This window comes from Novosphingobium sp. MBES04 (assembly GCF_000813185.1).
GTDB lineage: Bacteria > Pseudomonadota > Alphaproteobacteria > Sphingomonadales > Sphingomonadaceae > Novosphingobium > Novosphingobium decolorationis.
In genome coordinates, this window is sequence record NZ_DF850488.1 from 276,295 (window position 1) to 291,061 (window position 14,767).

General features: G+C 66.5%; 11 protein-coding genes. 3 read left to right on the forward strand and 8 right to left on the reverse strand.

The features are described 5' to 3' along the window. Window positions 1-48 precede the first annotated feature (48 nt). Complete coding sequence (locus MBENS4_RS01160) at window positions 49-1,572, forward strand: hypothetical protein (RefSeq protein ID WP_052321919.1); 1,524 nt, start codon at window positions 49-51, stop codon at window positions 1,570-1,572. A 36-nt stretch (window positions 1,573-1,608) separates the two neighbouring features. Here MBENS4_RS01160 and virB11 read toward each other — a convergent pair whose 3' ends face one another. The 8 genes from virB11 to MBENS4_RS01200 form a co-directional block, all read right to left on the reverse strand. Further along, a complete protein-coding gene (gene virB11, locus MBENS4_RS01165) occupies window positions 1,609-2,673 on the reverse strand; it encodes a P-type DNA transfer ATPase VirB11 (RefSeq protein ID WP_039388165.1) in 1,065 nt (354 codons plus the stop codon). Window positions 2,674-2,706: 33 nt separating this feature from the next. Then, window positions 2,707-3,807 carry a TrbI/VirB10 family protein gene (locus MBENS4_RS01170; protein WP_039388166.1) on the reverse strand — a complete coding sequence of 367 codons (1,101 nt, stop codon included), beginning with the start codon at window positions 3,805-3,807 and terminating at the stop codon, window positions 2,707-2,709. Window positions 3,808-3,821: 14 nt separating this feature from the next. Then, on the reverse strand, window positions 3,822-4,670 hold the full coding sequence (locus MBENS4_RS01175; protein WP_084591908.1) for a TrbG/VirB9 family P-type conjugative transfer protein: 849 nt from the start codon (window positions 4,668-4,670) through the stop codon (window positions 3,822-3,824). Continuing rightward, window positions 4,667-5,902: a type IV secretion system protein gene (locus tag MBENS4_RS01180; RefSeq protein ID WP_039388169.1), complete on the reverse strand. Its 1,236-nt coding sequence runs from the start codon at window positions 5,900-5,902 to the stop codon at window positions 4,667-4,669. Before MBENS4_RS01180 ends, MBENS4_RS01175 begins: the two co-directional genes overlap by 4 nt. 5 nt (window positions 5,903-5,907) lie before the next feature. After that, a complete protein-coding gene (locus MBENS4_RS01185; protein ID WP_039388170.1) occupies window positions 5,908-8,343 on the reverse strand; it encodes a VirB4 family type IV secretion/conjugal transfer ATPase in 2,436 nt (811 codons plus the stop codon). Between the two features lie 2 nt (window positions 8,344-8,345). Then, window positions 8,346-8,648 carry a type IV secretion system protein VirB3 gene (locus tag MBENS4_RS01190; protein ID WP_039388175.1) on the reverse strand — a complete coding sequence of 101 codons (303 nt, stop codon included), beginning with the start codon at window positions 8,646-8,648 and terminating at the stop codon, window positions 8,346-8,348. Window positions 8,649-8,654: 6 nt separating this feature from the next. Next, window positions 8,655-9,008, reverse strand: a complete 354-nt coding sequence (locus MBENS4_RS01195) for a TrbC/VirB2 family protein (RefSeq protein WP_255352632.1) — start codon at window positions 9,006-9,008, stop codon at window positions 8,655-8,657. Window positions 9,009-9,406: 398 nt separating this feature from the next. After that, window positions 9,407-9,784, reverse strand: a complete 378-nt coding sequence (locus MBENS4_RS01200; protein WP_039391500.1) for a hypothetical protein — start codon at window positions 9,782-9,784, stop codon at window positions 9,407-9,409. Between the two features lie 322 nt (window positions 9,785-10,106). On the opposite strand from MBENS4_RS01200, the gene MBENS4_RS01205 reads away from it, so the two are divergent. Further along, the gene (locus MBENS4_RS01205) at window positions 10,107-11,729 is read left to right on the forward strand and encodes a hypothetical protein (protein ID WP_039388178.1); all 1,623 of its coding nucleotides are present in this window, start codon (window positions 10,107-10,109) and stop codon (window positions 11,727-11,729) included. A 91-nt stretch (window positions 11,730-11,820) separates the two neighbouring features. Next, the gene (locus MBENS4_RS01210; RefSeq protein ID WP_052321920.1) at window positions 11,821-14,523 is read left to right on the forward strand and encodes a TonB-dependent receptor domain-containing protein; all 2,703 of its coding nucleotides are present in this window, start codon (window positions 11,821-11,823) and stop codon (window positions 14,521-14,523) included. Window positions 14,524-14,767 lie beyond the last annotated feature (244 nt).

The window sequence follows — 14,767 nt, forward strand, 5'->3', positions numbered from 1 at the left end:
GTGAGAGTGGGGGGAACAAAAAAGCATGCGCAAACAAATCGCGCTCGGGTGTGTTGTAACGGCCACCCTTTTTCTTCGGCGAGCCGCGCGCAGGAGGCATCCGAGCCGAGCATTGCCGAACTCGTCGCACGTCTTGGCGCCCTTGAGGACGCCAACGCCCGACTGACCGCCGAAGTCGAACGCCTGCGCCAGGCCCAGGAGCACAGCTCCACGCCCCCGATCCAGCAAGCACCGACCGCTGCAACCGCACGTGCCGCCCCCCAGCCTGTCCGCGCAGCTGCGCCGGACACGGCCACAAGCCTCCCTGCAGCCGCGACCAATTCCGCAAGCGGCCCTGCACTGGGTATTGCGCCCGCCTATGGCTACGCGCTCCTCGACCATGCCGAGAACATCAACCGGCGCCAGATCCTCCAGCTCGAAGCGCGGCGCGATGGCGAACTGGACGCGATGGTCACGCTGAGCGGCGCGGTGACCGCCATTGCCGACGCGCAATGGTCGAACACGACCAACAAGTTCGGCTACCTGATGCGCCATCCGACCGGCAGCAACGAGCGCACCCGCGCCACGCAGGAAATCGTGCTTCACAGCGCGCAGCTCGCCTTCACCGTGGCGCCCACGCGCGGCATCACCGCCTACGCCGAAATGCTCTACGATCCCGAACAGAGCTTCGGTTCGGGTACGATAACCACCTTGAGCCGCAACCAGGTCCAGCTGCGCAAGGCGTGGGTCATGGCCGGTGACCTATCGCGCAGCCCGCTCTATGCCGCGATCGGCAAGATGGACGTACCCTTCGGCCTGCAGGACACCGTCAGCCCCTTCACCAATTCGACCAACTGGCACGCCTTTGCCCCGCTCGCCTATGGCGGGCTGGCCGGATACTACGACAAGGGGCTGTCGCTGCGCGCGATGGCGATCGTGGGCGGCTCGCAGTTCCGCGGTGCGAACACCTCGGTCGACGGCACCAACGTGCCCTCCAAGGTCAACAACTTCGCGCTTGATGCCAGCTACACCTTGAACCTTGCCCCCACTACGCAGCTGCGCCTTGGCGGCAGCTACCTGCATGGCACGGCCTATTGCCAGAGCTACCCGGTCTTCCACTTCAACCCGTGCGAGGGACGCAACCCGGCCTGGGGGATTTACGGCAAGCTCGATGCCGGACGCCTGCACCTCATCGGCGACTTTGCACGCACCACCCGGGTCCTGCCCGGTACGCAGGTGCCGGACGCGGTGAACCCGGACCTGGCGCACTACCCCGCCAGCCGCATCTCCTCGCTGACGCTGGGCGCGCGCTACAACCTGCCGGTTTCGGTGCGCGAGACGAATGTCAGCTTCGAGTTCAGCCGCTTCAACTCCGGCCCTGACGGCGCGCCGTGGGAGCGCCAGGAGCAATGGGTGGCTGGCCTCTCGCACCGCCTGGCCGACAGCGTCGACCTCTTTGGCGAGTACGTCCACACAGTGGGCTACGTACCGCTCAACTTCCTGAGCGGCGCCAACTTCCCCGACGGGTCGACCTGGTCGGTCCATTCCGCCCGCAGCAATGTGCTGGTCACCGGCGTGCAGGCCGCATTCTGAGACTGGACGGGAGGGCTCACGTGGCGTCCTTCCCTGTCAGCCCACCAGTGTGCGGCTCTCGGCGATCTGGCCGATCCCGCGCTTGCCGTCCTGACGGTCCAGCTGGACGACGATGTCGATCACGCTGGCGGCGTACTCCAGCGTCTCGGCGCGGGTGAGGCCAATGTTCGACTGCATAGCCATGAGCGCGATCTGCTCCAGCGCGCCGCGCGGCGTGTTGGCGTGGACGGTCGAAAACGAGCCGGGGTGGCCGGTGTTGATGGCGCGCAGGAACGAGACCGTCTCGGTCCCGCGCAGCTCGCCCAGCACGATGCGGTCGGGGCGCAGGCGCAGCGCCGCCTGAAGCAGGTCGTTGGCCGAAACCTTGGCCTCGCCCAGCTCGCCCTTGACCGCGATAAGGCCGACACCATTGGCGCCCGGCAGCTTGAGTTCGGCGGTGTCCTCCACCAGCACGACGCGCTCGTCCTGCGGGATCTCGGCCAGCATGGCGTTGAGGAACGTGGTCTTGCCCGTCGAGGTGCCGCCCGAAATCAGGATCGTGCGGCGGCGCTGGATCGCGTCCTTGAGGAAGGCGATGGGCTGCGCCATCGGATCGGGTGTAGGCGCTTCCTCAGGCGGAGTAATGGGACCGCGATCATAGGCATCGAGCGGCAGGTTCAGCAAGCGGTGACGGCGGATCGCCATGGCCCAGTTGCTGCGCGTCGCGGGCGGTCCGACCAGCTGGATGCGCGCACCGGACTGCCCGGCGTAAGCCGGAAGCGTTGCCGAGAGCAGCGGATGCTCGCGGTTGATGCCCTGATGGCTGATCCGCGCCACCTGCTCGGCGAGGCGCTGGAGCAGGCGGTTGTCCATCTCGGGAAGCGCGATGCACTTCATCCCCGCACCGCCATCGGCGTGCGCGGCATCCTCAACCCAGATCTCACCCGGACGGTTGACCAGTATCTCGGTCACCGTCTCACGGTCAAGCCAGGGGCGCAAAGGAGCCAGGTAGGCGTCGAGATAGACGCTGCGCGGAACCGACGCTTCCACCTGCACCTCGGGCATGTTCTCAGACATCGGCGTGCCCGCAGCCGCAGGCACCAGCGATAGAACGTCGGCCATGGCGAAATCCTGCCTTGGTAATTGCGTGGACGATCACTGCACCGGACCGAAGTCGAGATCCTTGGCGGTGAAGACGCGGATGGGCTCACCCTGGCGCACGCGGATCGTCGGGCCGATGTTCGAGCTGCCCTGCACGGCCTGTGCAGCCGCCGAAGAACCGCCCGCCACGACGACCGACGCACCGCCGGTTGCCAGCGTCGTCAGGCCATCGACAACCGAGAGCAGCATGGCCGAACCGAAGCGCTCGAAGAAGTGGGTGTTGACCTTGCCCGGAAGGCCCGTCTCCCCGCCAAAGGCAATCGCGGGCGAACCGATGTCGACCGAAACGCCATCGGGACGAATCACGCGGGTCCAGATCACGTAGGCGCGCTTCTGTCCGGCGGTAAGACCGCTCTTGTACTGGCCGATGAGGCGCGAGGAGCGCGGGATCAGCACCTTCTTGCCATCGAAGCTGCGCACGTCGGTCGAAACGATGGCGCGCACGTAGCCGGGCACTTCGGTATCGATGGCGGTTTCGAGAACCGCCGGGATCAGCGTGCCCTGTGTGACCGTGGTCGCCGGATTGAAGGTGCGCGCGGCCGCTGCGGTCGAGTTCGTGCCCGCAAGACGCGAGGCGAAGTCATCGTTCGGGGCGCCGCCTGCCTTCACCTCTCCTCCAGCCGGGCCCGGTGCGCCGACCGCGCCTGCACTGGCGTCATAGACGACCGTGGGGTTGGCGTAAGGGTTGCCCTGGGGTCCGGCCTGGGCGTTGGGATCGTTCGCAAGGACGGGCGCGGGCGCGGGCGCGGCCAGCGGAGTGGCCGGACGCGCCACCGGCACCGGCGCGGGGCGCACCGACGGCGTCGGTACCGGCGCCTCGGGGACCGGCGCGGGCGCGGCGGCAAGATCCTGTTCGGGCGCCGCGTTGCGCGCGCCGTCCATCATCCACAAGGTAAGGCCGCCCAGCGCGGCGACGAAGACGATCCCCGCGACCAGGCCCAGACCATCGGCCTTCTTGCGCTGCGAGACCTGGGGCAGGACGTTGCGGGTGGCAAGGTCGATAACCTCACCCCCCTCACCCTCGCGCGGGTCGGTCGCGTTGGCGCCGAAGCGACGCTCGTGAAGGGCGGAAACGGAAGAGGAATGGGGCGCCATCGTTCAGGCCCTTCTCACTGTGCCGAAACCGGCGGGGTTGTACCTGCACGCTGCGCGAGTGCCGGCGCAGGCCGTTCGCCAAGCGGAACGGTGTTGAGCAGTTCGGCCACGTCCTTGCCGCGGCGTAGGATGATGCGGTCGGGCACATCGCTCACCACGATGGTAGGGCCGCGCACGGCATAGTTGACCGGCCCCTCGTCGCCCTTCTCGTTCTCGACAAGGATGGCGGGCAGGTTCGGCGTCTGCTCGGGCCAGACGAGGTACGTAGCCTGCCCATCGTCGTAGACCCGGACCGGCTGCAGCCTGGCCGCGCCCTTGCGCTCCCACGCGAAGTTGAGTGCGGCGCCCTCGGCGGGCATCGCCAGGGGATCGCCCTCGGCCACAGCACGCTCGGCGGGATCGAGATGGGCCAGGCGCTCCGCCTCGCTGGGGCGGGCAAGCGGGGTGTCATCGACCGGCTCTTCCTCGTCCGCATAGGTGAAACGCAGCATGTAGAGCGGCTTGGCCCTGGCTCCTGCGACAAGGTCGAAGAAGTAGGTGCGCTTGTTGGTCACAACCGTCATGTTGGTGCGCGCACTGGTCTCCAGCGGCTTCACAAACAGCAGGTCCGCGCGCTTGTTGGGCGTGATCTGCCACTGCGAACTGTCACCCACCGCGACGTTTTCGATCGCTTCGTTGCGGCCGAAGGCGATGGTGGCCTGAACCGTGGTGCGCCCGGGAATGGTGACGACCTCGTCGGCGCGGTAGGCGTGCTCGACCAGGCGGTCGTCGGCGCGGACAGGGGCGCTCAGCAGCCCTGCGGCAAGAACCGACCCCAGCATCAGGCGCGAAAATGTGGTGCGCAGCGTGAAGGCGTGCGTCATCGTGTCTTCTCCTTGACCGGCGCGCGGCCGGTGTCGTTCGAGGCGCTGCGAAAGCGGCTGCCAATGCCCTTCGCGCGCATGTCCTGTCCGGCTCCGGCGGGCGCAATGCCGCCGCCGGTAACGTGGGTGGTCACGGTCCGCCGCTCACCCGAGCGGCCCGAAGCGCCCTCCCCGCCGTTGCCGCCTGGCCCTGCCTGCGTAGCGTGGCTGGCGGCCAACGCGCTCATGTGCCCGGTGCGCGAGGTGGCAACGCCCAGCGGCTGGAGCATCGGGGCCACGGGCGCAGGTGCGGGCACGGCGGCACTCGGTCCCGCCCGCTCTTCACGGCTGGCCGCCAGGCCAAAGACCCGCCAGCCCGAGACCATCGTGCCGGCCACCTTGAACACCATGACCATGAGCGCGACGTGGACCGCCGCGACCGTGAAGAAGGCCATGGCCGCGCGCCCGTCGATCTCCCCCATCTGCGCCGACGTAACCAGCGCAGAGACGATCGGCACGAGCAGTTCGAGGATGATGCCTCCCCCCATGACCACGAAGAGCGGCGTGAAGGCGGTCAGCACCATGCCACGCAGCCAACCCGCGGTAAGCCCTCGTGTTGCGCCAAACAGCCCCAGAATGACAAAGAGCGGCCCCAGCGCGATGAGGATACCCAGCGCGATGCGCGCGGTGAGGAGAATGCCGACCGTACCCAGCAGAAGCAGGATTGCGCCCATCCACATCAGCCCTTCGGGCGACATCATCGAGGCTGCGTCCGCCGCCTCCTTGGCGGCCTCTCCGGCTGAGCCCCCGCCGGATCCGGCATTGGTGCCGATCTCGTTGATGACACCGAAGACGATGTCGATGCGGTCGGCAAAGATCTGCGTGGCCGAACCGTCCGCCCCCATCAGCTGCCCCGCAATCCAGTCGGGACCTGCCAGCGCAAAGCTCCAGACCATGCCCTGGTAGGCCAACCAACTGCTGGTGAAGAGCAGCACCACGCCGATGGTGATCATGCGCGGCATGAGCGAGGACACACCCACCGAGGCGCGGCCCGTCATCAGGAGGAAAGCGAAAAGTGCGATGTAGAGCGCGAGCAGGATCGAGATCGCCGGCACGAGCGCGCCGTCGCTGCCGAACAGACGCCCGAAAGCGCCCGCGGCCATCTCGTTCGCCACGCAGTCAACCGCGCGCAGAGCCGGGGCCACCCCCTCCGAGGCAAGTTCGGTCAGGCGCTGGCAGGTGTCGCTGGCCATGACCTCTACTCGGCCGCCTCGATCCAGAGCGCGTCGTCGGCCGCAGCGGCACCGCTGTCACCCGGCCAGGTCTGGCCGGTGAGCGCGGGGTACCAGACGCGCGGCGCATCGCCATAGCGTTCGCGCAGCGCATCAAGCTTGCGCACGGTGCTCTCGCGGCCCGACAGGACCGTCAGCACCTCGGGACTGCCCGAAAGGTCGAGACGCACCACGACCGAGGCGTCGCTCTGGCGGATGAGGAAGCAGCGCGAGTGCGCCGGGAGCGTGCGGATGACTTCGAGTTCGTGGAGCGACAGGCCGAAGCCCTCGCAGTAATCCTCGGGCCGCGCGCGCGAGTTCGGCATGAAGAGCATGGTCGCGGTCTGCTCGACCAGCGCGGTCGAAATACGGCTGTCGAGCGCGTCGCGCGCGGACTGGGTGGCAAAGCCGACCAGCGCGTTGCGCTTGCGCAGGGTCTTGAGCCAATCGCGGATGCGCGCGGCGAAGACCTCGTCGTCGAGCGCCTTCCAGCCCTCGTCGATGAGGATCATGGTCGGCTCGCCGTCCAGACGTTCATCGATGCGGTGGAACAGGTACATCATCACCGGCGTGCGCAGGCGCGGGCTTTCCAGGAGCGCGGTCATGTCGAAGCCCAGGACACGGGTGTCGAGATCGAGCCGGTCCTCGGCGTTGTCGAAGAGCCAGCCATGCTCGCCCCCTGCAATCCAGGCATCGAGTCGCGAGGCAAGATCGCCCGGCTCGGGACGGCGCGCGCCGGCCAGCAGTTCGCGAAAGTGCGAAAGACGGCGCAGCGAGGCATCGTTGTGGTAGGCCGCATCGACTGCACTCGCTATCGTCGCCATCTCTTCGGCACCCTTGGCCTCGAGCAGGACGCCCAGCCAGTCGCGCAGGAACGCGCGGTTGGCGTCGGTATCGGGCAGCGCGAGCGGATTGAAGCCGGTCGGGTGGCCCGCCGCGATGCGGCTGTAGGTACCGCCGATGCCGCGCAGGAAAACCTCGGCGCCGCGATCCTTGTCGAAGAGGATCGTGCGGGGCGCGAACTTCTGCGCCTGCGCGGCAAGGAAGTTCATGACCACCGTCTTGCCCGAACCCGACGGTCCGATGACAGTGAAGTTACCAAGATCACCCTGGTGGAAGTTGAAGAAGAACGGGGTCGAGCTGGTGGTCGCGAGCAGCGTCACTGCCTCGCCCCAGTGGTTGCCGCTCGCCTGGCCCAGCGAGAAGCCGTGGAGCGAGCCGAAACAGGCCATGTTCGCGCTGGAAATGAGCGCGCGGCGCACCAGGAATTCCTCGTTCCCGGGGAACTGCCCCCAGAAGGCGGGCTCCAGGTTCGCGTCCTCGCGCACCGCAACCGCGCCCACATCGGCTAGCGAGGCAGTGCAGGCCGCGCTCACCATGTCGAGTTCATCAAGCGTGTCGGCGCGCACCAGCACCGAGAGGTGATGGTCGCCAAAGCCGACCGCGCCAGTGCCCAGGGCGTCGCGCGCGGACACCATTTCGGACCGCTCGGCCATGGCTTCCTCGTCAGCCGAGCGCAGGCGACGAATGGCAAGATCGATGCGCTCGCGCGCGATCTGGCGATCACACGGAGCGTAGGTTTCGGTCAGCACCATCTCGGCGGGCAGGCGCAGCAGCGCATCGGTCAGCCCGGGCGAAGTCGCATCGGGGTATTCCTTCAGGCTGACCATGGCGCCGAAGGCAGGCCGGCCATCGGCGCCGCGCAGTTCCAATGCATCGAGCCCGAAGTTGATGCGGCGATAGGGCAGCATGTGGCCGATGTCGGTGCCCGCAGCCGGACGACGCACGGGCCGCATCTCACCGTTGTAGAGCGCGCTCAGCAGTTCAAGGACTTCCGAACAGGTCCCCGTGCTCCCTTCGTAGGCGCCCAGAAGTCGCGCACCGTAGGCGCCGAGCGAGGCCACCATCGCGGTGGCAGCGGCACGCAGCGCGCGCACGTCAGCGGGGTCGATGCCGGAGCCATCCTCGCTCGTGTTGCCCCGCAAGCTGCGCGAGAGACGATCGGCCCAGCCCGCCTTGCCGCGTGCGGGACGGCGCACCAGGGTAATGAACTGGTCGTTGACGAACAGATCCCCCGAGCGCGTCCGCTCACGCCAGCGTGCGTCGATATGCGCGGCGAGCGGGTCCTCGAAGTGGCCGTCGAGTTCGACCTCGACGCGGCGGCGGATGACGTGGTGGTAGAGCACGAAGCGCGCATCGAGCGAGGAGCGCAGCAGCACCTCGCGCGTCGCCACGTGGGCGTTGAGTTCGTCGGTATCGGCGGTCTCGAACGCGAGGCCCGGCACCATCAGCGCCAGCGCCAGCGACCCATCGCGCAGGCGCACCACGCTTTCATCGACAAGCTGCGCATAGGGCAGACGGTCGCCCGCCACCGCTTCCTTGGCGGCCCAGCCCGTCAGCACGTCCTTGAAGCGACGACCCATTGTCATTCCCCCCGCGAGCGCCCCTCAGGCGCGTAACTGTTGCAGCCCCAGCGCTTCCAGTTGCGCACGCGGGGGCACTTGCTGACTTTCTTGAGCCAGAGATCGAAAACCCGCGGTTCACGCAGGCAGGCAAGGTAGCCGATCACGTGCATCACCGCGAAGGCGAGCAGCGCCACGAAGTTCTTGGTGAGCAGGAAGACCTCGGTCGTCACCATCCCGTTGATGATGAAGTAGCTGAAGGTCACTCCGGCAAACATCTGCGGCCGGGTCAGCGCCCTGTGAACCGGGAAGCGGGCCAGCGCCATCGCGGCTCAGCCTGCGACCTGCTGGATGCCCGATACGATCGCGCCCGCCCCGAACAGCACGAAGACGCCGATGATGACCGTGGCACCAAAGCGCCAGTTCATGCGGCCGGTCAGCATGCCGAAGCCGACGGCGGCCACCGCCATGACGGCCACCGCCGTTGCCACATTGCCGAGCAGGGTTCCCTGCAACCAGGTGAGCGCGTTGACGATGGGGCCCGAACCGGCAGGGTCCTGCTGCCCGGCAGCTTGCGCGAAGGCGCGCACGGGGCTGAGAAGCATCGTGGCAAGGGCCAGCAACCCCGAAAAAACCTTGGAAAGCGATCGCCCTGAAACGCAAACGAACGTCATAACTCGAATCATCCTGCCCTGTGTCTGGGGGCGGATTGCGCGAATCTTGTGACAAGCTTGTGACGATCACACGGCGAAGACGTCATTCTCCCATCTCCCCTGCGCCAGAGCGCCCACGGGGCCCGGCTGGCGACGCAGGCGCTGACGAAGCAGGTGCCATTCTAGATGGTGCCGGCGCGACCCGAAAGGCAACCATCCGAGGTAGGGCATCGGGGGTAGAAGCGAGGCAAGAAGGGGTGAGCGGCCCGGTCGCGACCACACCGGCGAGCCGCGTGAAAGGCAATCTTGGGCGCGTGCAAGCGCCCCGGACCGGGACAGGAGAGGACGCGGACAAAGGCCCACCCAAGGATCCAAAGACTCGCGCGCGTGTGCCGGGGGTGGGCCTGGTACTCGAAAAGGGAGGCGAAACCTCAGAGCATGGCGAGCGTGCGCTGCGCGTCGAGGCTTTCACGCTTGGCAGTGCGGGCGATGTAGCGCGAATCGATCCACTTGCCGCTGCCGGTTTCGAGGTCATAGCGCTCGTCACTGACAATGGCCGCATCGTAGGCCTTGCGCGCTTCGTGGACGCGGCCAAGGCGGGTATAGGCCGCCCCCAGGTTGATCAGCAGCGCAGGGTCCTCCCCGCGCACCTCGCGCGCGGCCAACAGCTTGGCAAGCGCCGCCTGATCCTGTCCGGCCACAAGTTCAGAATAGGCCACGTCCTGCGATTCGGCGCGCGGCAGTTCGACCGTGAGCGAAAGGGCGGACTGGCCAGCAAGGAGAGCCAGGGCTGCGGCGGTCAAGGACATGCGGTTTTCTCCCTCGAGTTCATCAATGCGACCGATTGTGCGCGAAAAGCCACAGCCCTCAAGCAAAATGACAAGAGTGTCATAAAACTGCAATCTTGATGCGAACCCCGCAGAAATACGTGAGTCGCCTCGGGCCATTTTCCACCCGTACCCACCTTGACACATGGAAGTCACACCAGCGTCAGAAAAGTCCATATTTCTGTCATGGCAACGCCAACAAATTGTCACCCCCCACCCCTAGGACGCCGCCAACGATGGCGGGCCCGCCGCGATCGTCGAATTTGATCCATCCGATCGAAACCGATCCAACGGGGGAATACACGTGAAGAAATTCTCTGGCCTGATGCTTCTGGGCTGCAGCGCTCTCGCTCTCGCCGGCTGCGGCGCAGACGACATTGCCTCGCCGGGTGCCGGCAGCGTCGTGGTCAACAACGGCGGTGGCACGCCCACGCCGACACCCACGCCGACCACCGGCATCATCGAAGCGGCTGCCGAATGCCCGACCTTCAACGCGACGGGCGGCCTTTCGAACGACGGCACCATCGAGGACCCCAACGGCAACTCCTGGCGCATCTGCACCCTGCCCGCGCTGGTCGATGCGAGCTCCAGCCTGCCCAACGAGGCGGGCGTTCTCTATCGCATCAACGGCCGCGTGGACGTGGGCTGCGACGGCGGCTTCTCGGTCCCGTCCTCGGGCTCGCCCTACACCACCACCACCGCCTCGTGCCTCAACGCCGGGATCTCGAGCCTGACCTCGGACACCTCGGTTGAGCTGACCATCGATCCGGGCGTCATCGTCTACGCCGAGAACGCCGCCGATCCGGCCTGGCTCGCCGTCAACCGCGGCAACACGATCCAGGCCAACGGCACCGCCTCCTCGCCGATCGTCTTCACCAGCCGCCAGAACGTCGTCGGCTCGGCCACCGACAGTTCGGACCGCCAGTGGGGCGGCATCGTGCTGCTCGGCCGCGGCATCATCACCGACTGCACCGCGGGCGGCAGCGTCGCCACCGACGATTGCCAGCGCGAGACCGAAGGCGCCGCGACCCCCGCCACCTTCGGCGGCCGCAACAACGGCTACAGCGCCGGTTCGATGCGCTACGTGCAGATCCGCTACTCGGGCTACAACCTGGCGCCCGACGCCGAACTCCAGTCGCTCACCGGCGGCGGCCTGGGCACGGGCACCACGCTCGACTACATCCAGACCGTCAACAGCTCGGACGACGGTTCGGAGTTCTTCGGCGGCGCGGTCAACATGAAGCACTACATCGCGGTCAACGCCGACGATGACAGCCTCGACACCGACACCGGCCTCAAGGGCAACTTCCAGTACCTGCTGTTGCTCCAGCGTGCGGGTGCGGGCGATGCCTTCTTCGAGATCGACTCGAACAACAACATCAACTCCGATCCGGCCGACCGTCAGCGCTCGACCTTCGCCAACTTCACCGCGATCCAGTCGGGCAACCGTCCGGACAACTCGGACGAAGCCAGCATCCTGGTGCGCGGCGATGCGGACATCAATTTCGTCAACGGCATCATCAACACGCCGAGCAACGAGTGCATCCGCGTCGATGGTCGTACCGCCACCGGTTCGGCGACCTTCACCGCCAATTCGGTGGTCATGACCTGCGGTGACACCGGTCCGTTCCTGAGCACGGGCAGCCAGTACTCGGGCACGAACACGGCGGCAAACATGTTCAACGCCGGCACCAACAACAACGCCTCGATCACCTCGACGCTGACCAGCACCTTCGTCAACGGCTCGAACGAGAGCGGTGTCGTGGCCTACGCCAACATCGCCAGCTTCTCGAGCTTCTTCGACGTCGTCGACGACATCGGCGCCGTGCGCGATGCCAACGACACCTGGTACCGCGGCTGGACCTGCGACAACGCCACCGCCGATTTCGGCACCGGCAGCCTGTGCACCGGTCTTCCGGTCGCCTGAACGATCGCCCGTTGAACGGGGAAAGGGGCGGTCTGTCGGGCCGCCCCTTTCGCTGATCCGAATTTATGTGTTTCTGAGGGGGAACCTTCCCATGACCAAGTCGCGGCTCGTCCCGCTCCTGCTTCTCTCCACGGTGATGACGCCGGGTATCGCGCAAGCGCAGGACAGCACTACCACGCCCGAAGCCCCTGCACCTGAAGTCCTCGCCGCTCCCGCCGAGACGGCGCAGGACGAACCCGAAGGGGATGCTCCCGACGTCTCGATCCCGGGCGGCGCGATCATCGTCACCGGACGGCGCGTCGTGAACGTCGAGCGCTCCGCGACCGAGGTCCTCTCGGTTCTCTCCAGCGAAGACATCGCGCGCACCGGCGAAGGCGACATTGCGGGCGCTCTGGGCCACGTCACCGGCCTTTCGGTCGTGGGCAATGGCTATGTCTACGTACGCGGCCTGGGCGATCGCTACTCGCTCGCGCTGCTCAACGGCTCCCCCCTTCCCAGCCCCGAACCGCTCAAGCGCGTGGTTCCCCTCGACCTCTTCCCGACCAGCGTCGTGGCCTCCTCGATGGTCCAGAAGAGCTACTCGGTGAACTTCCCGGGTGAATTCGGCGGCGGCGTGATCAACCTGACCACCCAGGCCGTGCCCGAGGAAAGCTTCCTCAAGATCGGCGGCGGCATTGGCTGGGACGGCGAGACCACCAACAAGCTGAGCTATTCCTACTACGGCTCCAAGACCGACTGGACGGGCTACGACAACGGCCTGCGCCGCGTGCCCCACGACATGCAGGCGCTGTTCGACAGCAACCTGGCGCTCAACCCCAACAGCGAACTGGCCGACGACATCGGCTCGATCCTGTTCACGCCGCGCAACTCGGTGATCCAGACCATCGAGAACACGCAGCCCAATTTCAGCGCCGACCTTTCGGCCGGCACCTCCTTCGACCTTGGCGGCGCGACGCTCGGCGTGATCGCAACCGCAGGCTATTCGAACACCACGCAGACCCGCCAGGCGCTGCGCCAGTCGACCCAGCTCCTTTCGGGCGCCTACGAGGACCGCGACCAGGACGGCACCACTGTCCAGAGCGACAACCGTGTCATCGTCAATGGCCTCCTTGGCCTGGGCCTGGAATGGGGTGAGAACTCGATCCGCTGGACCAACGTCTACATCCACGACACCGACAAGTACGCCGCCCTCGCCTCCTTCAAGCAGCCCCAGCAGAACGCGAACTGGGACTTCATGGAGCAGAGCACGGGCTGGTACGAACGTCAGCTGATCGACAGCCAGTTCACCGGCGAGTTCAAGCCTACCGACGACACCACGATCGACCTGCGCGCCGGGTACGCGAACTCCAAGCGCCTCGCGCCTTACGAGATCGTCTCGCGCTACATCCGCCGCAACACGGGCGATGGCGGCGTGGGAGACCTGTTCACCAACGCGCTGGGCAGCGGCACCGGTTCCGCCCCCACCTCGATCTCTTTCTCGCGCCTCAACGAGGACGTGTGGTCGGCGGGCGCCGATGTCAGCCACCGCTTCTCGACCAACTGGTCGGGCACGGTCGGCTATGCCTACCAGATCAACTCGCGCGAGAGCCGACAGCGCCAGTTCCTGGTTATCGCCAACGGCGATTCCGAACTCATCGAAGCGCTGGGCACCGCGCGTCTCGACGTGCTGCTCCAGACCGGCCAGTGGTACCTTGATCGCACCGGGCTGGACTACGACCTGCAGCTCCAGGACCCGACCGCGCCTTACGCCAACTACCGCGCGCGCCTGCTCAACCATGCCTTTTACGGCAAGGTCGACGGCACGCTCGCCGATGGCCTTACCCTCGATGCCGGTGTTCGCTGGGAATGGGCCAAGGAGCAGTCGCTGCTGGTCCCGGTCGAAGGCGTGGCCGAAAGCGGCGTGACGCTGAAGAACGAGTACTTCCTGCCGGCCGCCACGCTGACCTACGAGATCGATCCCGAGATGCAGATCCGCATCAACGGCTCGAAGACCATCGCGCGGCCCCAGTTCCGCGAGCTGATCTTCCAGAACTTCTTCGATCCGGAAACCAACCGCACCTACCAGGGCAACCCGCAGCTCATCGACAGCCAGCTCTACAACGCCGAAGCGCGCTGGGAGTGGTACTTCAACCGCGACGAGCATGTCTCGCTGGGTGGCTTCTACAAGCACATCAAGAACCCGATCGAGAGCTACCTGCTCTACTCGAACGGCTACTTCACCCGTTATGCCAACGCGCCCAGTGCCGACCTTTACGGTGCGGAAGTCGAACTGCAGAAGTACTTCGACCTCTACAACCTGGGCTCGTTCTTCGAGACCCGCCGCATCGCGGTCAACGCGAACTACACCTACACCAAGTCGCAGCTCAACGTGACCGCCGATGACATCACCAACGTCAACGGCTTCCTTTCGGCCGCGACCAACTACTTCGTCGACGGCGCGCCGCTGACCGGCCAGTCCAAGCACATCGCCAACCTGCAGTTCGGCCTGGAAGACACCGACAGCCTCTCGCAACAGACGATCATGCTCAACTACGCCTCCAAGCGCGTGACCAGCCGCGGCGTCAACGGCACCATCCGCCAGCCCGACATCTTCGAACACCCCGGCTTCACCATCGACGTGATCGTGCGCCAGGGCATCATGATCGGGGCAAGCGAACTGGAACTGAAGTTCGAGGGCCGCAACCTCACGGGCCGTGCCCACAAGGAATACCAGAGCTTCGAGGACGGCGACGTCCAGTTCAACACCTATGCCCTGGGCCGGGTGTTCAAGGCCTCGGCCTCGATCAAGTTCTGACCTGACCGTTTCTTGCGAACACGTAGGGGAGCCCCCTTCCCCCACGTGACCTCACAGCCCGGCTGCAGCGATGCGGCCGGGCCTTTTTTGATCTGCCGCCCTGCGAACATCGGCCACACGTCCGTCTTGCGCCGCAGCGATCACCCGGCTAAGAGGCCGGTTCGTCACACGGGGAGTAGCCGCCTGCCCTCCCGCCCCTGCTTCTTGGCACGGGTTCCGGCAGGCCCTGTCGTCAACACACTTG

Bases quoted from the DNA above. Each gene is read 5' to 3' on its own strand.
- MBENS4_RS01185 (WP_039388170.1), bottom strand. From the start codon at position 8,343: ATGGGTCGTCGCTTCAAGGACGTGCTGACGGGCTGGGCCGCCAAGGAA.
- MBENS4_RS01190 (WP_039388175.1), bottom strand. From the start codon at position 8,648: ATGGCGCTGGCCCGCTTCCCGGTTCACAGGGCGCTGACCCGGCCGCAG.
- MBENS4_RS01175 (WP_084591908.1), bottom strand. From the start codon at position 4,670: ATGACGCACGCCTTCACGCTGCGCACCACATTTTCGCGCCTGATGCTG.
- MBENS4_RS01180 (WP_039388169.1), bottom strand. From the start codon at position 5,902: ATGGCCAGCGACACCTGCCAGCGCCTGACCGAACTTGCCTCGGAGGGG.
- MBENS4_RS01195 (WP_255352632.1), bottom strand. From the start codon at position 9,008: ATGATTCGAGTTATGACGTTCGTTTGCGTTTCAGGGCGATCGCTTTCC.
- MBENS4_RS01200 (WP_039391500.1), bottom strand. From the start codon at position 9,784: ATGTCCTTGACCGCCGCAGCCCTGGCTCTCCTTGCTGGCCAGTCCGCC.
- MBENS4_RS01210 (WP_052321920.1), top strand. From the start codon at position 11,821: ATGACCAAGTCGCGGCTCGTCCCGCTCCTGCTTCTCTCCACGGTGATG.
- virB11 (WP_039388165.1), bottom strand. From the start codon at position 2,673: ATGGCCGACGTTCTATCGCTGGTGCCTGCGGCTGCGGGCACGCCGATG.
- MBENS4_RS01170 (WP_039388166.1), bottom strand. From the start codon at position 3,807: ATGGCGCCCCATTCCTCTTCCGTTTCCGCCCTTCACGAGCGTCGCTTC.